The sequence below is a fragment of the Halopenitus salinus genome (genome assembly GCF_055397165.1).
In genome coordinates this window covers 2,579,019-2,603,198 of record NZ_AP043853.1, presented here as the reverse complement: position 1 = coordinate 2,603,198, position 24,180 = coordinate 2,579,019, and the positions used below count along the sequence as shown (strand labels likewise).

The window sequence follows — 24,180 nt, the reverse complement described above, 5'->3', positions numbered from 1 at the left end:
GAGACGGCGGCCACGGGCTACGTTCGAGACAGTGGCCACGGGCTACGTTCGAGACAGTGGCTATGGACTACTTTCGAGACAGTAGCTCCGTCGCCACCACGTCCGGTTCCATCAGGTCCGGATCGACCGCGAGGTCGGCGATCCCTGAGAGGAACTCCGGTAGCGACCGGTCGACGTAGGCGACCGCCTTCAACTCGGGGTTCAGCTCCTTGGCCACCGCGATCCCGGTCGCCTCCTCGACGTCCGTGATCACGAGGAGTTCTGCGGTCTCGATGCCGGCGTCCCGCAGCGTGTCCGCCGAAACGACGCCTCGGATGCGTTTGACCTCCGCGCCGCGATCCTCGAAGGCCGACTCGAGGTCGTGTTCGTCCGGACCCGCGAGAACCACGCGGGGGACAACCACCACCATCACTCGTACTCGATCGTCGCCGGCGGCTTGTGGGTCACGTCGTAGACCACGCGGGCGACGTCGTCGTTCTCTCCGGTGATGCGGCTCTGGATGCGCTGGAGGGTGCTCCAGTCGATCTCCTGGGCCCTCGCGGTCATCCCGTCGCGGCTCTCGACGGAGCGGACGGCGACGATCCAGCCGTGGACGCGGTTGTCCCCCTTCACGCCGGTACCCTTGCCGATCACGGCGGCGAACGCCTGCCAGGGGTCGTACTCCTCGAGTTCGTCCTCGACCACGTGACACGCCTCGCGGGCGACGTCCGCCTTCTCCGGGGTGACCTCGCCGATCACCCGGACGGCGAGTCCGGGGCCGGGGAAGGGCATTCGCTCCGAGATGATCTCCTCGAGCCCGAGCGCGCGGGCGACCTCGCGGACCTCGTCCTTGTAGAGGTCGCGGACCGGCTCGACGATCGTCTCGAAGTCGATGATCTCCGGCAGCCCGCCGACGTTGTGGTGGGACTTGATCCCGCCCTCGCTTTCGATACGGTCGGGGTAGATCGTCCCCTGGACGAGGACGTCGGCGTCGACGTCACGCGCCTCGCGTTCGAACTCGCGGATGAACTGATCGCCGATGACTTCGCGTTTCTCCTCGGGGTCGGTGACGCCCGCCAGCCGATCGAAGTAGCGGTCGGCCGCCTCGATCACCCGAAGCGACTCCATGAACGAGAACGTCTCGCGGATCTCCTCGGTCTCCCCCTTGCGCATCAACCCGGTGTCGACGTAGACCGGCGTGAGCTGGTCCCCGACCGCCTCGTAAGCGAGCGCCGCCGCGACCGAGGAGTCGACGCCGCCAGAGAGGGCGATGACCGCGTTCGAGTCGCCGATCTGGTCGTCGATCCGCGCCACCGCCTCCTCGATGAACTCGTCGGTGTCGACCATTATGCGGTCACCCCCTCGTCGGCCTGCGGTCCGTCCGGCTCCCCGCGGGCCTCCTCGAGTACGCGCTCGACGAACGCCACGAACGGCGGGCTCGCCCTGTCCGGCCGCGACCGGAACTCGGGGTGGTACTGGGTCCCGAGGAAGAACGGGTGGTCCTCGCGTTCGAGGATCTCCATGCGGTTGTCCGCGCGTCCCGAAAAGCGCAGGTCGTCGGACTCCAGTCGATCGATGTACTCGGGGTTCACCTCGTAGCGATGGCGGTGACGTTCGGTACAGGAGTCGTCCCCGTAGATGTCGTAGGCGAGCGTTCCGGGGTCGATCGCCGTCTCGTGGGCGCCGAGGCGCATCGTGCCGCCCATGTCCTCGGTCTCGTACTGCTCGGGCAACAGGTCGATGACCGGGTGGGGCGTGTCGGGGTCGAGTTCGGCCGAGTGGGCCGCCTCGAGCCCGAGGACGTTGCGCGCGTGCTCGACGACCGCCAGCTGGAAGCCGAGACAGAGCCCGAGGAAGGGGACGTCGTTTCGGCGTGCATAGCGGATCGCCTCGATCTTGCCGTCCGTCCCGCGGGATCCGAACCCGCCCGGAACGACGATGCCGTCGGCCTCCGCGAGCCGTTGTTCGTGTTCTTCGGCCATCTCGTCGGCGTCGACCCACAGCACGTTCACCTCCGTCTCCGTGTGGATCCCGGCGTGTTTGAGCGCCTCGTGGATCGACATGTAGGCGTCCTCGAGCGCGTACTTCCCGACGAGCGCGACGTCGATCTCCTCGTCTCGATCCCGGGTGACGAGCTCGCGCCACCGCGTCGAGCGTTCGGGCTTCGGGAGGGCCTCGTCGTCGATGTCGAGTCGGGACATCACGTACTCGTCGAGCCCCTCGTCCTCGACCATCAGGGGGACGTGGTAGACGTCCTCGACGTCGGGGTTCGAGAAGACGGCCTCGGTGGGAACGTCACAGAACAGCGCGATCTTCTCTTTGACCTCGGGATCGAGGGGGTCCTCACACCGTCCGACCAGAACGTCGGGCTGGAGGCCGATCGACCGAAGCTCCTTGACCGAGTGCTGGGTGGGCTTCGTCTTCTGTTCGCCGTTCTTCGAGTAGGGAACGAGCGTGACGTGGGTGAAGAGGACGTCCTCGTCGTCCTCCTCCTGGGAGAACTGCCGGAGCGCCTCGAGGAACGGCATCGACTCGATGTCCCCGACGGTTCCACCGATCTCGACGATACAGACGTCGGTCCCCTCCGCCGCCTCGCGGATCCGGCGTTTGATGTCGTCTGTGATGTGCGGGATGATCTGGACCGTCTTGCCCAGGTAGTCGCCGGCGCGCTCGTTCTCGATGACGTGTTTGTAGGTCTTGCCCGTCGTGACGTTGTGATCGAAGGTCATGTCGACACCGAGGAACCGCTCGTAGTTCCCCAGGTCCAGATCGACTTCGCCCCCGTCTTTGAGCACGTACACCTCGCCGTGCTCGTAGGGGTTCATCGTTCCGGCGTCGACGTTCAGATAGGGATCGATCTTCACGGCGGTCACGTCGAACCCCGCGTTCGAGAGGAGTCGGCCGGTGCTGGCGGCGGTGATTCCCTTCCCCAGCCCGGACATGACACCTCCGGTGACGAATACGAACTTCCGGCCAAGCGAGGGGTCATACCCCGTGTCGGGATCCGTCGGCATACCGACCGTGCGCGAGCGTTCGCCTAAACGGTTTCGGGACCGACGACGACTGCGAGGTCCTCACACGCGTTGGGTCGCCCTCGTTCAGCCCCCGACGTCCCCGTTCAGCCTCCGAGCGTCCATCTCGCGATCCCGAGGAAGATGAGCATCCCGAAGACGTCGACGACGTTCGTCACGATCGGAATCGTCGTGTCGTCCGGGTCGATCCCGAGACGGTAGGACCCGTAGGTGGCGGCGACGGCGAAACAGACGGCGATGACCGCGACCGACAGGCCGCTCGAAAGCGAGATGAAAAGCAGCGTGGAAAGCGGCAGACCGCTCCCGGTGTACAGGCCGACGAGCCAGACGACGACCGCGAGCGTGGCGAAGACCGTCGCCGCCAGCGCGAGGATGGCCGTCACCGTGGCCCACAGGTGTCGATCCCGCGGATCGAACTCGGTCGTCCCGAGGTGGAGCCTCGTCGTGAGCCGCGAACTGAGGATGGCCCCGAGGTTGCCGCCCATGCCCACCATCACCGGGACCATCACCGCGAGCGCGCCGTACTCGCCGAGCAGCTCCTCCGCGTCCTCGAGGGTGATCCCGGCCCACAACACGATGACCGAGAGCGCGACGAGAAGCGGGAACATGTTCCCCACGATCCGGCGGGCCGACCACGATCCGAGCGTTCCGGTCGAGGCCGCCATCAGCCGACCACCTCCACGACGCCGACCGCGACGAGCAGGAACGCCATCCCGAAGACGTCCCCGAGCGTGGTGACGATCGGTCCCACGAGGTTGTCCGGGTCGTGTCCTCGGGTATAGCCGACGAACAGAAGCGAGAGCAGGCCGAAGATCAACACGACGGAGGTCAACACGCCGGAGATGAGCATGATCGCCAGGAACTCGAGCGGGTGTGCGGCCTCCCGACCGAGCAGTACCAGCGCGACCCAGGAGATGACGGCGATCACGACGGAGATGCCGATCGCGTTCACGAAGGAGGCGACGACCGCGTGGGCGAGCCGGTCGTTCCACTCGAGTCGCGGCTCGATGAGCCCCTGGTGGAGCCCGCTCGAGATCCGTCCGCCGAGGGCCCCGTAGACGTTTCCGCGGGTGGCGAGAAACACCGGAACCATGACCAACAGTCCCGGAAACCGCTCGATGCTCGCGAGCAGCTCCTCGAGGATGACCCCGGAGAAGAGCCCGCCACAGAGCGCGACGAGGAGGACCGGGAGCGACTCCCGATAGATGGATGCGAACTCCTCGCGGACGTCCATGGATGGTCGTGTTCGAATTCGAAGTTAAAGGTACCTACTGCGTCCGAAAGCCGTGCGGCGGTCCGCGTCCGTCGTTCGACCGTCCGGCCGGAGGTGCGGGTCGGATCAGTCGTCCGCCGGAGCGGGATCCGAGCCGGCGCCGACGCCCGTGACGGTTCCGACGCCCTTGCTCGATCCCTCACGGAAGACGAACCGCTGTCCCTCCTCGACGAGGTACGGTCGGAACTTGAACCGCACGCGCGTGCGACCGGTGTCGCCCGGAAGCAGCCGGCCGTCCTCGGGGGTGAACTCGGCCGCCTCGCTCGCGGTCTCGAGGTGAACGACCGGTTCGTAGCCGGACTGGATGCGCGTCGGGTGGTTGAGGACCACGACCTCGGCCTCGAACTCCCGGACCGGCTCCGGATCGGCCGTTCGCGGGAGAAGCACCATCCCGCGCTCGAGCGACGATTCCGGGATCCCCTTCAGGGCGATCCCCACGATCCGTCCCGCCGTCGCGCGGTCGACCCGGTGGTAGTGCATCTCGATCGAGCGCACCTCCACCTCCCGGAACGAGCCGTCGGCCATCGGCCCCACGAGCAGCTCGTCGCCCGTCTCGACGGCGCCGGAGTTGACGGTTCCGGAGGCGACCGCGCCGACGCCCTTGACGTCGTAGGACCGATCCACGTACATCCGGAACTCCTCGCGGTCCGGGGTCGACCGCTTCGGGAGCGACGCGAAGAGGGTGTCGAGGTCCCCGAGCCCGTCGCCGCTCACCGCGCTCGTTCGAACGATCGGCACCACCGACTCGCCGATCTCGTCGATGGCGGTCGCCACGCCGTGCCGCTCGACCGACAGGGGCGTCCGATCCACGTCGCGAAGCAGCGATTCGATCTCGCGTGAGACCTCCTCTATGCGCTCCTCGGAGACGAGGTCGGTCTTCGTCACCGCGACGATCGTCGGGAGCTCGGTGGCCAACAGGATCCCGAGGTGCTCGCGGGTCGTCCGCGTCGGACCGTCGTCGGCGGCCACGACGAGCAGCCCGTAATCGATCCGCTGGCCGACGAGCCCGCGGATCGTCGTCCGCAGCCACGGCTCGTGGCCGACCGTGTCCACGAACGAGACCAGCCGGTCGGCCTCCTCGACGATCCGCGCCCGGTCCTGTTTGCGGTGGGGGTTGTCCATGCGGACCGGGTCGCCGTCGTCGAACCCGTAGACGGCATACGAGAGATCCGCGGAGAGGCCGCGTTCGATCTCGTGGGGCTGGACGTCGAGGAACCCCCGCGTCCCGCCCTGGCCGTCGTCCGCCTGCCCGGTGACGAGCGACCCGACGAGCGTCGACTTGCCGTGGTCGACGTGGCCGGCCGTGCCGACCACGACGTGTGCGTCGTCGGTCTCGAGGACGGACCCCTCCCGGATCGTCGCGATCCCCACGAGTCCGCGATCGTCTCCGTCGTCGCGATGGACCGCACCCGGATCGCCGCCTGCCGTCTCGACCGATCGGCGGTCGTCCGCGGTCTCGTCGGCCGTGACGCCCCAGGTCTCGACGTCGTGGATGTGGGCGTCGGCCTCCTCGGCCAGAAGCGAGAGGACGTCCATCGTCTCCGAGAACCGTTCCGGCGGGATGCCGGCGATCCCGCCGTCGTCGGTGACCCCGACGACGTAGGTGGCCTCGCCGTCGCCGGAGAGGACCCGGTGGCGAAGCTGTGCGGCGAGCGACTCCTTTCGGCCGTCCGCCAGGTGCACCTCGCGGGTGAGTCGTTCCTTGAACTCGATCGCGCCACCGTCGCGTTCGCCGCGCTCTATGGCCTGTCTGAGGACAGACCGGTCCGCGCTCATGTCCCCCCGTAGGTCGTATCGGCGTTTAAGCGTTTTCGTGGTGTGTCTACCCATCTCACGGGAGACGTCGGGTTCCGTCACAGACGCGGGAGGGCCCAAAAGGGGTGAGGAGCACACCTACGTCTTCTGCTCGCGACAGCACACTTACGCCGTCTGCTCGAGACGAATGTCGACGCAGATACGTCAGCGACGATGATCGGCGTCAGCGCTGATCCGTCACGTACGCGATCGCGGCACCGATCGCGCCGAAGACGACCGGATAGACGATCCCGGCAAGCAGCAGGGAGGGAACGAGTTCCGGCCCCGACCCTCCCACCCGAAACGCGAACACCCCGATCACGACGAGCGGCAGGTAGCCGATCGCGACCGCCGGTCCGAGCCGAACCGTCTCGACCAAAGAGGAACTTGGACCGGCACGGCGGGCAACCAGGAATCCGGCGGCGGCGAGCGTCAGCGGCGGGACGAGATAGAGGATCTCCAACGGCCCCTCGCCGCGCGCGATCAGATCGACGTAGGAGCTCGCGAGCCCGACGTCGACGTAGGCCGCCACCGCGTGAGCGTTGTAGAAGAGCCAGCCGACGAGCCGCCAGGGTTCCGGCGTTTCAACCCCGAACAGGTCGGCGATCGGTCCGATCCGCCCCATCGTCTCGCGGTACTCGCCGGCCTTCCAGAGGTAGGCCAGGAGGTAGCCGATCGCGTAGGCCGCGACGCCTCCGAGCGCGCCCTCACGGGCCGCTCGGAGAGGCGATCCGGCGGAGTCGTTCGCCGATCGTTCGGCGGCGGAATCGGGATCCGACATGGACGGTCACGACCGTCGGTTCGCGGGAGTTCCCGTGCGAGCCGATGTCCGTGCGAGCGCCGTCGTGGCGGGCATGCTCGAACCCGAGGGGCGCGGGGGAGAAAAATCCCGCGTCAGCCGGAGGACTGACGAGCGTCTGACGATCGGTCCGTCCGACCGTCGCCCGATCGGCGTCCGAATTCCGATCGGGTATCGTCCAACTTCGGTCGCCCACCGGTCAGGTCTCGGTCGCTCACGGTCGATTTCTAGCCGCTTACCGGTCGAAATCCGGCCGTTCACCGGTCGTGTACCCAGAACTCCTCGCGCTCGGTGGTCTCCTTTTTGAAGATCGGGACGCGCTCTTTGAGCTGGTCGATCCCGTCCTCGACCGCCCGGAACGCTTCCGCGCGGTGGCCCGCCAACACCACGACGAAGACGATGTCCTCGCCGTCGGGGATCACGCCGGTTCGGTGATGCATCCGGACGTCGAGGACGCCGTCGCGCGCCTCGAGTTCGGCGGCGATCTCGGCCATCCGCTCGGCGGCGACTCCCTCGTATCGTTCGAAGGCGAGGTGAGTCGTCCGATCGTCGTCGGGGGCGTCCCGCGCGCGAACACGGCCGGTGAAGGAGGCGATCGCCCCCGAGCGGTCCGCCTCGTCGCTCGCTTTGACGCGTTCGACCAGCTCCTCGAGGGTGATCCACGGCTCCGCGGCGTCGACCGCCTCGACGATCGCATCGAGGTCGGCTGCCGCGGCGGCCTCGACCGTTGCGACGACCGTCCCGGCGACGTCCTCCGGATCCCGGTCCCCGCCGACGAGCACCGTCGGGACGCGAAGCCGCGTCCGACCGATGACGATCAAGTACTCGTGATCCGGCGCGAATCGGTCGAGAAGCGACGTGAGATGGGCGCCCGTCCCCGTCGCCGTCCACGTCCCGTCATCGAGCAGCCGGACGTCGGTGTCGGCGACGCCACCCGCAGTGGTGTCGGTGGGATCGTCCCCCTCATTCCCGGCCAGCGCGTCGACGCGACCCACGCGGCCCTCGGCGCGCTCATGAAGGTGGTCAACGAGGCGATCGGCGAGGTCCGCGGCCCCGTCGCCGAGTATCGAGATCGGTTGCATATCGATGGAGGGGCGAGCCAGCGGCTTAGGACTTTCCCGGCGATGCAGGCGGTGTTCGGAACGTGACCCGAGTCCGGGGGCGGTTCGACGACATCACCCGACGTATCCGAGCGCCTGCAGCCGCGCCTCGATCTCCGCCGATTCCTCTCCCGCTTTTGCAGACTCGCCGCCCGCTCCGATCTCGCTGGACGGCTCATAGGTCCCGTGATCCGTGGCGGTCGTGGTCGTCCACGGGACGGTTCGAACGCTCGGGTGGAGACAGCCGACCGGGTGGTCGTAGATCCCCCACTCGCCGAGGGCGTCGCCGTGGTCGGCGGTGATCGCGACGCGGTCGGCGTCGACGTTCGAGAGGAGCAGCTCGACGTCGTCGAGGACGAGTCGGAGGTTCTCCCGGTAGGCCTCCCAGAACGTCTCGAAGTCGATTCGACCCTTTCTCAGGGCGTCCACGACGGTGTCAGAGAGGGCCGGACCGAAGGGGTCGGCGTCGAAGCCCGCATCGAGGCCGACGAAGGGGTGATGCGGCTGGACGTAGTGGACGATCAGCCGGTCGGGATCGGACTCGCGGGCCGTTCGAACCGCCCGGTCGGTGACCGGACGCGGCAGGACCGTGTCGGTCTCCTCGTCCCACGCGTATCGCCAGACCTCATCGAGCGTCCCGAAGCGGTCCGGGGAGAGGATCCGCTCGGAGAAGACGTTGCTCGTCACGTAGGCCGTCTTCGCGACTGACTCCGCGTGTTCGTCGGTGAACGTCTTCGCCATCCACTCCTTGGACATGCTGCCGACCGACTCCATCCGCTCTATCCCCTCGAGAAACGCGTACTCGTCGGCCACCGACCGGAGGAGGTCGACCCGACAGGCGTCGAGGATCACGAGCACGTCCCACTCGCGCTCGTAGACGTTACGCCCGCGGGGGAGCGGATACGCGAGCCACCACAGGCCGGTGTACAGGTCGTAGGCGACGTCGCCGAGCCCCTCGACCCCCCGTTTTCGAACCTTCTCGGCGGATACCGACAGCCAGTCTCGAAACGTCACTATTCGGGCGTTAAACGTCCCCATGCAACTATGTATCGGCACGTCCGGGAGCCACAACTTTAAATACTGAAAGGGAACCATAGGTGAACGATGAGCCGAATAGAGCGGCGTATCGCGGAGACGACCGGGAGCTGGATCGCGATCATCGGGCTGTTGGTGGTCGGGTTCGTGACCGCCCCGGACATCTGGACCGTGGTGATCGCGCCGCTTTTCGTTCGGATCCAGTTCCTGCAGGGCGTGTTGTCGGTCGGGGTGTTCAGCCTCGTCGTCGCCAGCACGGGATACCTCCTGGCGGCCGACGTCTGGCGCAGCGAGGACGCGGATCAGCGGATCACCGAGGGGCCGCCGGTTCAGGCCATCGTCCCGGCCTACCGCGACGCCGACGTCCTCGACGCCAGCGTCTCGAGCCTGCTCGAGAACGACTACGACCCGCTTTCGATCGCCATCGTCGTCGAGCCCGACGACGATCTGACGCGCGAGCGCGCGGAGGAGCTGGCCGCCGAACACGGGGAAGTGACTTGCCTCGTCAACGAGTCGCCCGGGTCGAAGGCCACCGCGATCAACCACGCCGTCGAGTGGAGCGCGGCCGACCACTTCGTCGTCTTCGACGCCGACGAGCGCGCCTCACCGACGTTCGTCTCCACGGCGATGGGCGAGCTGCTCGCGGACGCCGACGTCTTTCAGGGACGTCGCGTGCCCCGTCCAACCGGTCCCGTCGAGACGCTCGCCTACTGCGAGCGCGTGGTCGTCCAGGCGGGCTACCTGATCGGCGACCTGGTCGGGTTCACACACTGTCAAAGCTCCGCGACCGGCTTCACCCGGGAGGCCATCGAGGCCGTCGGCGGCTTCGCGGACGTGCTGACCGAGGACATCTACTTCTCACACCAGTGTTACCGCGCCGATCTGACCGTGGTACAGAACCGTCGGTGCACCAGCTCGATGGAGGCCCCGCACACGCTCTTCGATCTCTGGGGACAGCGCAAGCGCTGGCGGATCGGCCACGTTCAGGTCTCCCACCTCCGGATCCGCGAGGCGCTCTCCGATCGGCCGACTCTCGGCGATCTGATCACCGTCGGGCGGGCCGTCGGCGCCGTGCTCGCCGGCGGGGCGCTCTTGATACTCACCGCCCACGTCCTGCTGCTCGCGCTCGTCGATACGAGTTCCGCGCTCGTCCCCCTCGCGTGCGTCTTCGCGATGATCGGCGGGGTCTGGAGCAAGGACGCCCTCGAGGGGCGCGTCGGGCGACCCTCCTGGACCATCGCGCTCGCGCCGCTCGTCTATCTCGGCCACGGCGTCCTCACGGTCAAGGCGGTCCTCGAGTACGTGCTCACCTGGGAGGGCGAGTGGTACCAAGTGACGAAGACGGGCGCGTGACTCGCGCCGAGCCGGACGCCATTTATAAATCCTCCCGCCCTCGAGTGAGGCCAACTACGTGTCCACGGACGAGACGGTAGGCGCGGGCTGGGTCGATCGATCGGCCGTCCTCAAGACGCTTCTGGGGTTCGTGGTCGCCATCGTGCTCGTCTACCTGATCGGCGCCGTCGTCGGCTGGGAGGAGACGATCGAACGACTTCGAACGGCGGAGGCGACGTGGGTGCTCGCGGGGGCCGCGTCCGCGCTGGCGTGTCTCGTCGTGTGGGGAAAGACCTGGCACGTCGTCCTCGAGGCGATCGGCATCGACGTCCCCTATCGACGGCTCGTGGTCACGTTCCTGTCCGCGACCTTCGCCAACTACGTCACGCCGATGGGGCAGGCGGGCGGCGAGCCGTTCATCGCCTACATCCTGGCGAGGGACACCGGCGCCAGCTACGAGGAGAGCCTGGCCAGCGTCGTCACGAGCGACCTGATCCGAATGCTCCCGTTTTTCACCGTCGGAGGGGTCGGGCTCGGTTACCTGCTGTTGACGACCGGGCGGCTTCCGGGGGCCGTTCGGCCGTTCGCGCTCGTGTTGATGGGACTCGCCGTCGGCCTCCCGCTCCTGGCCGCCTTCAGCTGGCGGTTCCGACATCGGCTCCGCGAGTGGATCCTCGCCGTCGTCTCCCCGCTCGCTCGCCGAACCGATCGGATCTCCATCGCCTCCGTCCGCGACCGGATCGACCGGCTCTACGGGTCCATCGAGATCGTCGCCCGCTCGCCGCGCGCCCTGCTCGTCGCGGTCGCGTACGCCTACGTCGGATGGATCCTGTTCGCGCTTCCGCTCTACTTCTCGGCCGTCGCGCTCGGGACGCCGGTGTCAGTGCTGCTCGTCTGTTTTCTCGTCCCCGTGACCGTCGTCGCGGGATCGACGCCGCTTCCCGGCGGGCTGGCGGCGATCGAGGGAACGCTCGTCGCGTTGCTTACGGCCCTCACCGCGCTCTCGACGACCGACGCGCTCGCCGTGACGACCGTCTATCGACTCGTGAGCTACTGGCTCGTCGTCGCCGTCGGCGGGGTCGCGACGCTTTGGGTGATCCGGCGGAACTGATGGTGGGTCGGAAATCCGCAGTCCCGGCTCGCCTCGGCTGAGCGGTTCGAACCCGTGAATCCGTGTCCGCTTGACAATCCTTAAGAGCGCGACAGAGCTACCCGACTCCAATGAAGGTCGTCGTATCCATCGGCGGGAGCGTGCTCGCCCCGGACCTCGATCCGGGGCGCGTGTCGGCACACGCCGAGGCGATCGAGGCGGTCGCCGAGGCGGGCTGTGAGGTCGGGGTCGTCGTCGGCGGCGGCGGCGTGGCCCGCGAGTACATCGGGACCGCCCGCGATCTGGGCGCGAACGAGGTCCAGCTCGACCAGCTCGGTATCGGCGTCACGCGGCTCAATGCCCGGCTTTTGATCGCCGCGTTGGGCCAGCAGGCAACGCTCTCTCCCGCCGAGGACTACGACGAGGCCGCCGGAGCGCTGCGACGGGACGAGGTGTCGGTGATGGGCGGCGTCATGCCCGGACAGACCACGGACGCCGTGGCCGCGGAGTTCGCGGAGGCCGTCGATGCCGACCTCCTCGTCTACGCGACGAGCGCGAACGGCGTCTACGACGCCGACCCGAACGTCGATCCCGACGCCGAACAGTACAGTCGCCTCACGCCGCGCGAGCTCGTCGACATCGTCGTCCCGATGAGCCGCGACGCCGGGGCGTCCGCGCCGGTCGACCTCCTCGCGGCGAAGCTCATCGACAGGGCGGACCTCCGGTCCATCGTCCTCGACGGCACCGACCCGTCGGCGATCGTCAACGCGGTGCTCGAGGGGAATCACGGCGGGACCGACATCGTGCCCGACGCCTGTGAGGACCCCGCCGCCTGGAGTGGGAGCGAACTCGCGGCCGAGCCCGAAAGCGGAGGTGAGTAGGCCGGATGGCCGATGCCGACGCCGACTCCGACGTCGCGGACCCACACGCCACCGGCGAGGACGGCCACCGGGACTTCTGGGCTGACGCGGTCGCAGACGAGGTCCTCTCCCGCGACCCGGAGGAGCCGATCGTGATCAAAGGCGGCGTCTCCCCCTCCGGCGTCGCCCACCTCGGCAACTTCAACGAGATCATCCGGGGCTACTTCGTCGCGGCGGTGCTGCGCGAGCGGGGGTACGAGGTGAGACAGGTGTTCACCTCCGACGACCGCGACCCGCTCCGCAAGCTTCCGCGCAAGCTGGCGAACACGGAGGGGGAGATCGTCGGCCTCGGCGAGGTCGACGCCGGAGCCCTCGGGCGCAACCTCGGCAAGCCCTACACCGACATCCCCGACCCCTTCGGCGAGGCGGACTCCTACGCAGCCCACTTCGCGAACCTGCTGCAGGCGGACGCGGAACGCCTCGGAATCCCCGTCGAGATGGTCTCCAACACGGAGCTGTACGAGAGCGGGGACTTCGATCGGGTCGTTCGGACCGTCCTCTCGGACCTCGAGGGCGCACGCGAGGTGCTCTCGAAGTACCAGGCGAAGGTCGACGACGAGTACGTTCCGTTCAACCCGATCTGTTCGGCCTGCGGGAAGGTCACGGAGACCGTGACCGCGATCGATCCGGAGGCGGGGACCGTCGAGTACGTCTGTACCGACATGGAGGCCGGCGGCTCGACGATCGAGGGCTGCGGCCACGAGGGGACCGCGACCTTCCGCGAGGGGAAGCTCCCCTGGCGCTTCGAGTGGCCGGGGCAGTGGGACGTCCTCGGCGTCGACTTCGAGCCGTTCGGCAAGGACCACGCGGAGGGCTCGTGGCCCTCCGGCGTCGACATCGCGGAGAACGTGTTGGACATCGATCCGCCGGTTCCGATGGTCTACGAGTGGTTCACCCTCGACGGCGAGGCGCTCTCGTCGTCGTCGGGCAACATCGTCACCGTGCCGGAGATCCTCGAGCTGCTCGAGCCGGAGGTCCTCCGGTACTTCTTCGCGCTCGAGCCGAAGAAGGCGCGGGATCTGAACCTCGAGCGGCTCGACCAGCTCGTCGACCGCTTCGACCGCTTCGAGCGGGCCTACTTCGGCGAGGTCGACGACGAGGAGCTCACTCGGTTCGCCGAGCGGGCCTACCCCCTCGTCGTCGAGGAGGTCCGCGAAGGGCGGGTTCGACTGCCCTACACCTTCGCGGCCGTGCTCGGCATGGTCGAGGACGAGGCGTTCCGCGAGCAGCTGGCTCGCGACGAGGGGCACTTCGGTCCGGACACGCCCGAGTGGGCCATCGAGGACGCCCTCGATCGCGTCGAACGGGCCCGGAGGTGGGCCGAACGCATGGACAACGAGTACAACTACAGGCTCCGGACCGATCTCCCGGAGGCGTCCTTCGAGGAGGCGACCGAGGCGGCCCTCGACGACCTCGCCGACTACGTCGCCGAGGGTCACGACGGCGAGGCGATCCAGTCCCGGATGTACGAGACGGCCCGCGAACACGGTCTCGAGGTGTCCGACTTCTTCGAGGCGGGCTACCGGCTCTTCTTCGATGAGACCCAGGGCCCCCGGCTCGGCGAGTTCCTCGGCGAGCTGGAGCGGGAGTTCGTCGTCGACCGGCTCAGACGGGAGGCGTAGGCGATGGACGAGGACCGATCGCTCGATGAGTTCGCGAACCGCGACGGGGACGACGGCGAAGCCGGTGGTGGAGGCATCGAAGTCGACGATGGGGCCGACGGCGAGGCGAACGAAATCGGGGACGACGAGCGGGATCCCGCGACCGCGACGAGCACGGTCTCGACGTCCGGGTCCGACTGCGACCGGTGCGGCTCGACCGTGGAGCGCCGCTGGCTCGATGACGGCGAGTACGTCTGTTCGGACTGCAAGCAGTGGTGAAGGGTCGAAAGCCGTGGAAAGGATCGCAGGCAGTAGAAAGGGTCGAGCGGCCCCGTCCGCGATCGACGTCAACCGGCTCACCGGCGCGTCGGTCGATCGAACCCGTCCGCGAGCGTCGCCTCCTCGATGGAGAGCACCGTCGGCCGGCCGTGCGGACAGCTGAAGGGCCGATCACACTCGCCGAGGCGATCGAGAAGCGACCCCATCTCGGCGTCCGTCATCGCGTCGCCGCGTTTGAGCGACGGGTGACACGCGAGATCGGCGAGCAGCTCCTCGCGGGGATCGTCGGGACGCCCGCCCGCGGCGAGCGTCGAGAGCGCGTCTCGAAACGCCTCGACGTCGGCCGCGCGTCCGAACGGGGCCGGAACCGACCGGAGGCGGACGGTCGATCCGCCGAACGCCTCCGAGTCGAATCCGACCCGGCGGAGGTCCTCTCGGTGGGCCTCCATCGCGGCGCGCTCGTCGCTCGAGAGGGAGACCGTCGCCGGGGGATCGAGCGGGACGACGGCCTCGGGGGACGGGTCTTCGGGGGACGGATCTCGGGCGGTCTCGAAGGCGCGTCGCAGCCGCTCGAAGTTGACGCGCTCGTGGGCGGCGTGGGCGTCGACCACGAGGAGCTCCTCGCCGGCGTCACAGAGGACGTAGAGGTCGCCGTACTGGCCGATGGGATCGACGTCGGCGAACGGTGAGGCGTCCGAAGGCGCCGAAAGGGACGTCTCGAGATCCGTCGCGACCTCGGCCTTCCGTCGGAGGTCCGCTCCCGTGAGCGCGTCCTCGACAACTGCCGAGACGGCGTCCGCGACCGCCTCGCCGCGCCGTAGCCGAACCTCGCGTTTCGCCGGATGGACGTTCGGGTCCACCTCGCTCGTGGGGAGCCGCAGGTCAACCGCCGCGACCGGCTCGCGCCCGTCCGGAAGCAGTCGACCGTATCCCTCGGAGACGGCGCGTTCGAGTCTGGCGTCCTCCACCGGCCGTCCCTCGACGGCGATCCGAACGTGATCGCGGCTGGCTCGCGAGACGGAGGGGTACGCCAGGACGCCGCGAACCTCGAGATCGACGGCGGCCGAGTCGGCGTCGTTCGCGGTCGCGTCGGAATCCTTCGCGGCCGCGCCGTCATCATTCACGGTCGCGTCTCCATCCCCCGCTCGCAGGCGGCTCGTCGCGTCGATCTCCGTCGATCGGCTCGCGACCTCCCGGTCGTAGACTCCGAGGACGGCGTCGGTCCATCCCGTCCCCGGCGTCGAGAACGTCTCGCGGCCGTCGTGTTCGAGCGTGAAGGCGACGTCGGGACGCGCGAGGGCGTAGTCGGTCACGAGCGCGGAGATCCGTGCGAACTCGGCGGCCGCCCCCGCGAGCGACTCCCGTCTGGCCGGTCTGTTCGCGAAGAGGTCCTCCACGATCACGGTCGTCCCGCGGGCCCGTCCAGCGTCCTTGACCGTGACGGCGTCGTCCTCCGCATCGCCCGCATCCCCGGCATCGCCCGCAACGCCCGCGCCGGAGCGCGGCCGCGTCTCGATCCGGGTTCCGACCGCGCCGCCGGCGTTCGTGAGGATCTCGAGACGCGCGGCATCGGCGATCGACGGGAGCGCCTCGCCACGAAAGCCGAGGGCGGCGACGTCGGTCGGGTCCTCGCCGTCGCGGAGCTTGCTCGTCGCGTGCCGCTCGATCGCCAGTTTCGCGTCCGCGCGGGACATGCCGCGACCGTCGTCGCGAACCCGGAGCGACTCGGTTCCGTCACCCTCGACGGCGATCCCCACGCGGCTCGCGCCCGCGTCGAGGGCGTTGTCGACCAGCTCGCCCACCACGCGGGCGGGACGCGTGATCACCTCGCCGGCGGCGATCCGGTCGACGGTCGGCTTCGAGAGCCGTCGGATCCGAGGGGGATCCCCGTTCGATCCCGCTTCCCCTCCCTCGTGGGACCCGTATTCGTCGCGGTTCCTCGATCCGTCGCTCATCGCTTCAGTTCCCGCTTCAGCTCGGCGAGCACGTTCAGCGCCTCCACGGGCGTCATCGTGGCGACGTCGAGGTCGCGGACGGCGTCGGCGAGGTGGTCCCGCGGGGCGTGAGATCCGTTCCGGCCGTCCGCGCCGGGTTTCGGTTCCGGATCCGGTTCGGATGTCGATGTCGATGCTGACTCCGGTTCCGGTTCCGATCGGTCGGAGCCGTCGCCGTCCAGGAACTCACGGAGGGTGGCGTCGTCGCGAGTCGACTCGTCGGAAGAGGGGTCCCCGAGAACGAAACCGTCCTCGAGTGCGTCTGGACCCGCCGAGCCCCGCTCCGATCCGGGGAGTTCCTCCGAGGCGTCCGCGTCCGCCGCGTCCTCCTCCAGAAGCTCGCGGGAGCGCCGGACGACCGGCTCCGGGACGCCGGCGAGTTCGGCGACCTCGATCCCGTAGGACGACGAGGACGCCCCGCGTGCGACCCGGTGGAGGAACGTGACGTCGCCGTCCTCTCGCGTGGCCGTGAAGTGGAGGTTGAACACGCGCTCGCGGTCGTCCGCGAGGTCGGTGAGTTCGTGGTAGTGCGTGGCGAAGAGCGTCGTCGCCTCGAGTTCGTCGTGGACGAACTCCGCGGCCGCGCGGGCGATCGCCCGCCCGTCCGTCGTGGCCGTGCCGCGGCCGACCTCGTCGAGGAGCACGAGCGAGTCCGCGGTCGCGTCGTGGAGGATCTCCGTGAGCTCGCTCATCTCGCGCATGAACGTCGAGTGCCCGCCGGCGATGTCGTCTGAGGCTCCGACGCGCGTGAACACCCGGTCGACGATCCGGACCCGCGCGGCCTGGGCCGGGAGGAACGAGCCGATCTGTGCGAGCACGACCGCGAGCGCGACCTGGCGCATGTAGGTCGACTTCCCGCTCATGTTCGGCCCGGTGATGATCGCGACGCTTCCGGACGGGAGGTCCGCGTCGTTGGGGACGAACTCCCCCGTTCGCTCGACGACGGGATGTCTGCCTCCCTCGATCTCGATGCCTGGAGCGTCGCCGTCGTCGTTGTCCTCCCCGTCGGCCTCGCTGCCGTCGTCGCTGTCCTCCCCGCCGCCGTCCCCCGGCTCCACGATCTCGGGACGGACGTAGTCGTTTTCGACCGCGACAGTCGAAAGCGACCGGAGGGCGTCGAGCTCCGCGAGCGCCTCCGCGAGCGCCTGGAGGCGCTCGGACTCGGCGGCGACGGTCTCGCGGATCTCTCGGAACAGCTCGTACTCCATCGCGTCCGCCCGTTCGGCGGCGCCGAGGATCTCGTCCTCGCGCTCCTTCAGCTCGGGCGTGTAGAACCGCTCGCTGTTCTTGAGCGTCTGTCGACGGTGGTAGTCGTCCGGCACCCGGTCGAGGTTCGGGTCGGTGACCTCGATGTAGTAGCCGTGAACCTGCGTGTGGCCGACCGTCAGCGAGTCGATCCCCGTCCGCTCGCGCTCTCTTTGTTCCAGGTCCGCGATCCACTCGCGTCCCTCGCGTTCGGTCCGGCGGAGGTCGTCGAGTTCGTCGTCGAACCCCTCCCGGATGACGTCGCCGTCGGTGATCTCCTGGGGCGGGTCCGCCACGATCGCCCGATCGATCAGGTCGCGGGTCTCCGCGAGCGGGTCCAGCCGCTCGCGAAGCTCCTCCAGGTGGGAGCAGGGCCCATCGGCGGAGCGGCTCCCGTCGCCGGGTCGATCCTCCCCGCCCGCTGGCCCCTCGTGGCCTGCTTCGTCCGCGTGGCCCGCTCGCCCCTCGCCGGTGGCCGTCTTCGCTCCCGTGGTCGCCTCCGAACCGGCCGTCCCGCTCGCTCCCGTTTCGTCCGTCTCCTCCACGAGGGCGTCCCGGAGGTCCGGGACCACCTCGAGGGTCGCGTGAAGCGACCGGAGGTCGCGCGCGTTCGCCCGTCCGCGCGAGACGCGACCGACCAGCCGCTCCAGGTCGTAGGCGCTCGCGAGCCGGTCGTCGATCGTCTCGCGAACGATCGGGCGGGAGACGAGCCACTCGACGGCGTCGTGTCGCGACCGGATTCGGTCGGCGTCGACGAGCGGCCGCCGGAGCCACCGCTCGAGACACCGACGGCCGAGCGCGCAACTCGTGCGGTCGATCACGTCGAAGAGGGTGTCGCTCGCGCCCAGCCCGCGGTTCTCGAAGAGTTCGAGGCTCCGGCGGGCGGCCGCATCGAGCCGCAGGCGATCGCGGGGATCGTACCGGCGTATCCGGGAGACGTACTCGAGCGGCCCGTCGTCACCCTGTGTGTACTCGGCGTAGGCCAGGACCGCACCGGTCGCCCGGAGCTCGGCGTCGTTCGCGAACCGTCGCTTCGGGGAGGCGAGGTACGGCTCCAGGCGGTCGCTCGCGACCGACCCGCGAAACAGGTCGTCGTCGATCTCCGTCTCCATCCAGCGTGCGTCGCCTCCGCCCGCGGAACCACGGAACTCGGTCTCGGGGCCGTAGACCACCTCCGCGGGATCGATGCGTTCCAACTCCTCCGCGACGGTTTCGGCGTCGCCGCTCGTGACGAGACACTCGCCGGTGGCGACGTCGACCGCCGCGAGCCCCCGGGCGACTCGGGGGGGATCTCCGTCGACGCCCCGGTTGCCACCCCCGTCCTCGTTCCCCCGGACCACGGCGGCGACGTAGTTCGTCGCGCCCGAGGACGAAAGCTCCTCGTCGACGACCGTTCCGGGGGTGATCACCTGCGTGACCGCCCGGTCTACGAGCCCCGAGGCGGCCTCCGCGTCCTCCACCTGGTCGGCGAGCGCGACGCGGTAGCCCGCATCGAGCAGGCTCTCGAGGTAGCTCGTCGCGTTGTCGATGGGGATTCCCGCCATCGGATACTCGCCGGTCGAGTCCTCGCGTTGGGTCAACGTCACCTCACAGACGCGCGCCACCTCGGCGGCCGCCTCGCAGAACGCCTCGTAGAAGTCGCCGACCTGGAACAACACGAGGGCGTCCTCGTGTGCGGCACACAGGTCGGCGTACTGCGAGAGCATCGGGGTCAGGTCCTCGCGGGCGGCCGCGATGGATGGGGGCAATCCGGTTACCGTCGCGGGATCCGCCGTCGGCATACACGCGAAAACGGCGTGGGAGGTGCATAAACGCCACGGACGGGGAGACGCCCCGCCGACGGTTCGGCGAATCTCCGACCGCCAGATATAAGTGTAGTATTGTATAATAACACCACAACCACGATGAAACAGAACATCCGATCGATCGCGTCATTGGCGATCTCCGTCCTCCTCCTCGGAGCGACGATCGCCGTCGGCGCCGGAGCCGTCTCGGCCGAACGCTACGACGACTTCTCGCAGCCGACGCTCGAACCGACTGTACAGGGCGTGAACGTCGTCTCGCCCGGCGAGACGGAACGTCTCGAGATAGCCGTTCAAAACCGCCACGAGGGGACCACCGAGACCGACCAGCGGATCGATGGTATTGCTCAAGTCGTACAATCACATCGAGTGAACCTCGGCGCGGCGAGCGCCGTGACCGCCGACGTCGAGTCGGGCGATGCGCCCCTCACCGTCAGGACCGGCACTCAGAGCCTGGGGACGATCGATGCCGGAAGCAGCGGTCGAGCGTCCCTCACGGTCGAGGTCGACGAGAACGCCGCGCCGGGGACCTACCGCGTCCCGGTGGAGATGCAGTACGAGTACGTCCGCGGGATCACCGTCGACTCGAACGACTACATCCTCCACCGCAACGAGGAAACCGTGACGAAGTACCTCACGATACGGGTCGAGGAGTCGGTCCGCCTCGGGATCGCGAACGCCACGAGCGAGGGGCTCTACGAGGGCGCCGACGGCACCGTGACGGTGACGGTCCGAAACGACGGGTCCGAGACCGCCCGGAACGCCGAACTCACGATGCTCGAGTCGGCCCACCTCCGTCCCCGAAGCGAGGGAGTCTCGATCGGCCGGCTCGAGCCGGGCGAGCGCGCGACCGCCACCTTCCAGACCGGTACGAAAGACGTCGACGTCGCCGGAGACTACCCCGCGAGGTTCCGATTGAGCTACGAGAACGAGAACGGGAATCCCGAGGAATCCGCGGTCCGGACCGGTGCGGTTCCCATCACCGGTGGACCCGCCTTCGCGTACGAGGCCGAGACCGAGGACCTCTACGTCGATTCGATCGGCGCCGTCACCGTGACCGTCACGAACACCGGCGACCGGACCGCGAGGGACGCGCGGGCAGTTCTGGAGCCGATCGAGCCCTTCTCGCTTCTCTCGAGTCGCGCCAGTCTGGGAACGCTCGAGCCCGGTGAATCGGCGACCGCCCGGTTCAAACTCGAGGCGACGGACCGGACCGTCCCCCAGGAGTACCCGCTCACCCTCTCGGTCGTACACGACGACGACCACGCGAACCCGGTCGAAAGCGAGCCGCAGTCGGTCGGCGTGACCGTCGAGCCAGAACGCGAGTTCGCCGTCGTCGAGACCACGGATCTGACGGCCGGCTCGACTGAGACGGTCGACGTGACGGTCCGGAACGTCGGCGGCGGGACCCTGCGGAACGCCGAGGTCCGGATCAACGCCAACTCGCCGTTCGAGACCGACGACGACACGGCCTACGTGGGCGATCTGGAGCCCGGCGAAACGGCCACCGTGAGCTACACCGTCTCGACGGACGCGGCGGCGACGCCGAAGACCTACGCGGTCGATGCGACGATCAAACACGACAACGCCTTCGGCGAGACCGTCGTCACCGACGTCGAGTCCGCACCCGTCACGGTGACGCCCTCGGAGAGTCGCCTGCCGCTCGTCGGCGGAGTCGCGCTGATCGTGATCATCGTGCTGGCGGTCGGGGTCGTCTACCGGTCCCGGCTGCGCTCGCGGCTTCGATAACCACCAATGGTGACCGAGATCGGAACGTACGTCCGCGATCGCCTCGCCGCCACCGGCCGGTACGCCGCGACCAACCGGCGTCGGATATTCGCGATCGTCGCCGTCACCGCTCTCCTCGCGGCCGGCGTCGGTCTCGCCGGCGTCCAGATGAGCATGGGGATGACCCTCTACATCGACGACGACTCCCAGACTGCGAAAGATTGGGAGATGGTCAAGGAGGACTTCGGCGCCGGAAACAACGTCTTCGTCGTCGTCGAGTCCGACCGGCTCACCGACCCCGAGACGATCCGGGCGATAGATCGGCTCGACCGCCGGTATACCGAAAACGTGGACGACGTGGGCCAGGTGCGTTCGATCGCGGACGTCGTCCGTCGGGGGAACGACGGCGAACTCCCCCGAACGGAGGCCGGCGTCCGCCGGTCGATCGAACGGGTCGAAGATCGGGGCCCGGAGTCCGCGGCGATGGTCGATCGGCTACGGCCCGAACCCGGAACGACCGTCATCCTCGTGAGCTACGGCGAGGTTGATCGGTTCGACCGCGGCGCATTCATGCCCACGCGCGGCGCGGACGTGATGTACTCCGCGATCGACGCGGAGACGGACGCCGCCGTGACGCCGCCGGGGATGTCCACGACGATCACCGGACAGCCCGTCTTCGAGAACGCCGCGTTCGGGCTGATGCTGCCCGAGATGATCGCCCTCTTCGGTGGCGCGTTCGCGCTCATCTTCGGCGTCGTCTACGTGGTGATGCGCCGCAAGGTCGAACGCGGCTGGCACGTCCTGTTGCCCCTCGGTACCGCCATGGTCGCGCTCGTATACATGTTCGGCGCGATGGGCGCTCTCGGATACGACTTCAACGCGATCATGCTCGGCGTGATGCCCATCGCGTTGGGGCTCGGGATCGACTACGGCCTCCAGATCCACACCCGCTACGTCGAGGAGCGACACGCCGGCAACGAGCCCCGACGCGCGGCGGAGGTGGCGACCAGAACCACCGGGAGAGCCCTGCTCATCGCGATGGGGACCACCGTGGTCGGGCTCGGCTCGCTTCTCGTCTCGGCGGTCCCGCCGGTCCGCCAGTTCGGCGTGACGAGCGCCATCGCGGTGCTCGCCGCGATGATCCTCTCCGTCACCCTGCTTCCGGCGCTGCTCGTCCGCTACGATCGCGGGGACTACGGCGCAGCTGTCGGATCGATCGACGGTCCGATCGGCGGTGGCGACGGATCGACCGACGGTAGCGACGGAGCGATCGACGAGGGCGGCGTCGACGGTGGATCGAGCGGCGGCGCGGCGGCCGTCTCCAATCCCGCGCCCGAGGACGACCGACTGGAGGCCGCGACGAGGCGGTTCACGACGGACGTCACGGGCGGACGGCCGCTCCTCACGCTGTTCATCGCCCTGCTTCTCGTCTCGGGCGGGCTCTACGCGTACCCGCAGGTCGAGCCCAAACAGGAGATGATGGACTTCTGGCCCCAGGATCTCGACGAGAAGAACGACCTCGAGCGGCTCTCCGGGACGGTCGAGAGCCCGAAGGCCGTCTACGTGGTGGTCGAGACCGACCGGGCCTACACGCCGGAGAGCTTCCGCGATCTCGCCACCTACCAGCGGCTGATGCTCGAGAACGACCGGGTGAATGCCGTCGAGGGGCCGGTCGTGGACGTGCAGATGGCCACCGACGGCGGGATCCCGGACACCCAGGCGAAACTGGATCGAACGCTCGATGCCCACGCCGCCTCCGGCGACGGGTCCGGGTCGGCGAGCGCGGACCCTCGCTCGGAGAATCCCTCGCGGGTGCTCCTCACCTTCTACGTCGACGACGTCGAGGGTGAGGCGGTTCGGACCCTCATCTCGGAGTTCGAGGGGAACGCGGAACTCACCATGGAGCCGGGAACGGAGGTCCGGATCACCGGCAAGCCGGTGGTCAACCGCAACGTCATCGAGAACGTGACGGCCGGGCTGACCCCGATGACCCTCCTGTCGTTCGGGCTCGGGCTGGGGTTCTTGGCCCTCGCGTTCCTGTCGGCCCGGATCGCCGTGACGCTCGTCGCGAGCGTCGCGGGCGCCGCGGCCGTGCTGGTCACGGGCGCGATGTACCTCTTCGAAATTCCGTGGAACCCGCTCACCATCACGATGTCCTCTCTCACCCTCGGGATCGGCGTCGATTACGGGATCCACCTCTTCGAACGGTACGAGTTCGAAGTGACTGAACACGGGCTCGACCCGCTTACGGCGGCCGCCACCGCGGTCTCGAAGCTCTCGCGGCCGATCGTCGGATCGAGTTTCACCACCATCTTCGGGTTCGGGTGTTGACGGTCTCGCGGTTCCCCGTGCTCGCGAACTTCGGTCGGACGACCGTCCTCGCGATCGCCTTCTCGCTCGTGACCGCGATGACGGTGCTGCCGGCCGCCTTGACCGTGGTTCCGCTTTTGGACGCGGACGGCGCGGACGAGGCGAGGGACCAGGCGGTCGAGGCTGCCGGAAGCGACGACCGGAACGCATAGGAGACATCGCCGTCGGCGGGAGGCTTACGGTTCCGCGTTCCCAACCGAACGTGTGAGGAACCGGAAGCTCGTGGTCGGACTCGCCGCGACGTTCATCGGACTCACGGTGGTGCTCGCCGTCGCCGGGCTCGTGGTCCATCCGATCCTCGTCTTCGTCGCCGTTCCGTTCGGCCTCGCGGCCTACCTCCTCTGGCTGCACGCCAGCGGCCGACTCGCCGACCGGGTTCGTACGCGTCGGACGTCGAGCGGGCGAACCCGCGGGAGGCGATCCGCCGGGGACGGTCGCGCCCGCGAGTACGAACGAACGCGCGCCAGCGCCCGAAGGAACCGCGAGGCCGCCTTCGACGGGGCGCGCGGGACGGCCGGTGGTCGCGGCGGAACACGGTCCGGAGGGGCGGGAACTCACGCCGGAGCCCGGACCGACCGGGCCTCGGCTGCCGCCGATCCGGCGCCGACGCGTCGGGAGGCCGCGGAGACCCTCGGGGTCGACCCGGAGGCCGACCAGGAGACCGTCCGCGCGGCCTACAGGGAGCGAGCGAAGACGCTGCATCCCGACGCCGACGGGGGCGACGAAGCCGCGTTCAAGGAGCTCACGCGGGCCTACGATCGACTCCGGGAGTAGCTCACTCACGAGTTCGCGCCCACGAGCCGGATC

Annotated in this window: 20 protein-coding genes; 9 read left to right on the top strand and 11 right to left on the bottom strand. The window is 68.8% G+C overall.

The features are described from left to right. Positions 1-67: 67 nt before the first annotated feature. The 9 genes from ACZ5YD_RS14870 to ACZ5YD_RS14830 form a co-directional block, all read right to left on the bottom strand. On the bottom strand, positions 68-409 hold the full coding sequence (locus ACZ5YD_RS14870) for a DUF7126 family protein (protein WP_379740504.1): 342 nt from the start codon (positions 407-409) through the stop codon (positions 68-70). Then, complete coding sequence (gene guaA / locus ACZ5YD_RS14865) at positions 409-1,326, bottom strand: glutamine-hydrolyzing GMP synthase (protein ID WP_379740507.1); 918 nt, start codon at positions 1,324-1,326, stop codon at positions 409-411. Before guaA ends, ACZ5YD_RS14870 begins: the two co-directional genes overlap by 1 nt. After that, the gene (locus ACZ5YD_RS14860) at positions 1,326-2,993 is read right to left on the bottom strand and encodes a CTP synthase (protein WP_379740510.1); all 1,668 of its coding nucleotides are present in this window, start codon (positions 2,991-2,993) and stop codon (positions 1,326-1,328) included. The genes guaA and ACZ5YD_RS14860 overlap by 1 nt, the downstream gene beginning before the upstream one ends. Positions 2,994-3,097: 104 nt before the next feature. Continuing rightward, positions 3,098-3,676 (bottom strand): magnesium transporter, encoded by a 579-nt coding sequence (locus ACZ5YD_RS14855; RefSeq protein WP_379740513.1) that lies wholly within the window; start codon positions 3,674-3,676, stop codon positions 3,098-3,100. Beyond that, a complete protein-coding gene (locus ACZ5YD_RS14850; RefSeq protein ID WP_379740516.1) occupies positions 3,676-4,245 on the bottom strand; it encodes a magnesium transporter in 570 nt (189 codons plus the stop codon). The genes ACZ5YD_RS14855 and ACZ5YD_RS14850 overlap by 1 nt, the downstream gene beginning before the upstream one ends. A gap of 105 nt (positions 4,246-4,350) precedes the next feature. Further along, a complete protein-coding gene (locus ACZ5YD_RS14845; protein WP_379740519.1) occupies positions 4,351-6,060 on the bottom strand; it encodes a GTPBP1 family GTP-binding protein in 1,710 nt (569 codons plus the stop codon). 202 nt (positions 6,061-6,262) lie between these two features. Then, positions 6,263-6,859 (bottom strand): DUF7978 family protein, encoded by a 597-nt coding sequence (locus ACZ5YD_RS14840; protein ID WP_379740522.1) that lies wholly within the window; start codon positions 6,857-6,859, stop codon positions 6,263-6,265. A 275-nt stretch (positions 6,860-7,134) separates the two neighbouring features. Beyond that, positions 7,135-7,959 (bottom strand): molybdopterin synthase, encoded by an 825-nt coding sequence (locus tag ACZ5YD_RS14835; protein ID WP_379740525.1) that lies wholly within the window; start codon positions 7,957-7,959, stop codon positions 7,135-7,137. Between the two features lie 93 nt (positions 7,960-8,052). Further along, positions 8,053-8,991, bottom strand: a complete 939-nt coding sequence (locus ACZ5YD_RS14830; protein WP_379740528.1) for a hypothetical protein — start codon at positions 8,989-8,991, stop codon at positions 8,053-8,055. Between the two features lie 90 nt (positions 8,992-9,081). On the opposite strand from ACZ5YD_RS14830, the gene ACZ5YD_RS14825 reads away from it, so the two are divergent. The 5 genes from ACZ5YD_RS14825 (at position 9,082) to ACZ5YD_RS14805 (ending at position 14,234) form a co-directional block, all read left to right on the top strand. Next, positions 9,082-10,365 (top strand): glycosyltransferase family 2 protein, encoded by a 1,284-nt coding sequence (locus ACZ5YD_RS14825; RefSeq protein ID WP_379740531.1) that lies wholly within the window; start codon positions 9,082-9,084, stop codon positions 10,363-10,365. 58 nt (positions 10,366-10,423) lie between these two features. Then, on the top strand, positions 10,424-11,455 hold the full coding sequence (locus tag ACZ5YD_RS14820; RefSeq protein ID WP_379740534.1) for a lysylphosphatidylglycerol synthase transmembrane domain-containing protein: 1,032 nt from the start codon (positions 10,424-10,426) through the stop codon (positions 11,453-11,455). Positions 11,456-11,565: 110 nt separating this feature from the next. Then, entirely contained in the window at positions 11,566-12,315 is a 750-nt protein-coding gene (gene pyrH, locus ACZ5YD_RS14815) for a UMP kinase (RefSeq protein WP_379740537.1), read from the top strand. 5 nt (positions 12,316-12,320) lie between these two features. Continuing rightward, positions 12,321-13,976 carry a lysine--tRNA ligase gene (gene lysS / locus ACZ5YD_RS14810; RefSeq protein ID WP_379740540.1) on the top strand — a complete coding sequence of 552 codons (1,656 nt, stop codon included), beginning with the start codon at positions 12,321-12,323 and terminating at the stop codon, positions 13,974-13,976. Between the two features lie 3 nt (positions 13,977-13,979). Next, positions 13,980-14,234, top strand: coding sequence for a DUF7573 domain-containing protein (locus tag ACZ5YD_RS14805; protein ID WP_379740543.1), 255 nt, complete (start codon positions 13,980-13,982; stop codon positions 14,232-14,234). A 77-nt stretch (positions 14,235-14,311) separates the two neighbouring features. On the opposite strand, the gene mutL is transcribed toward ACZ5YD_RS14805, so the two are convergent. Both mutL and mutS read right to left on the bottom strand, forming a co-directional pair. Then, positions 14,312-16,189, bottom strand: a complete 1,878-nt coding sequence (gene mutL, locus ACZ5YD_RS14800; protein WP_379740546.1) for a DNA mismatch repair endonuclease MutL — start codon at positions 16,187-16,189, stop codon at positions 14,312-14,314. After that, complete coding sequence (gene mutS, locus ACZ5YD_RS14795) at positions 16,186-19,254, bottom strand: DNA mismatch repair protein MutS (protein ID WP_379740549.1); 3,069 nt, start codon at positions 19,252-19,254, stop codon at positions 16,186-16,188. Before mutS ends, mutL begins: the two co-directional genes overlap by 4 nt. A gap of 123 nt (positions 19,255-19,377) precedes the next feature. Here mutS and ACZ5YD_RS14790 point away from each other — a divergent pair, with 123 nt between their 5' ends. The 4 genes from ACZ5YD_RS14790 to ACZ5YD_RS14775 are packed head-to-tail and all read left to right on the top strand — an operon-like array spanning position 19,378 to position 24,147. Then, positions 19,378-21,024: a COG1361 S-layer family protein gene (locus ACZ5YD_RS14790; RefSeq protein WP_379740551.1), complete on the top strand. Its 1,647-nt coding sequence runs from the start codon at positions 19,378-19,380 to the stop codon at positions 21,022-21,024. A 6-nt stretch (positions 21,025-21,030) separates the two neighbouring features. After that, on the top strand, positions 21,031-23,334 hold the full coding sequence (locus tag ACZ5YD_RS14785) for an efflux RND transporter permease subunit (protein ID WP_379740554.1): 2,304 nt from the start codon (positions 21,031-21,033) through the stop codon (positions 23,332-23,334). Beyond that, on the top strand, positions 23,331-23,525 hold the full coding sequence (locus tag ACZ5YD_RS14780) for a hypothetical protein (RefSeq protein WP_379740557.1): 195 nt from the start codon (positions 23,331-23,333) through the stop codon (positions 23,523-23,525). The genes ACZ5YD_RS14785 and ACZ5YD_RS14780 overlap by 4 nt, the downstream gene beginning before the upstream one ends. Before the next feature lie 52 nt (positions 23,526-23,577). Next, complete coding sequence (locus ACZ5YD_RS14775; protein ID WP_379740560.1) at positions 23,578-24,147, top strand: J domain-containing protein; 570 nt, start codon at positions 23,578-23,580, stop codon at positions 24,145-24,147. The last annotated feature ends 33 nt before the right edge of the window (positions 24,148-24,180 follow it).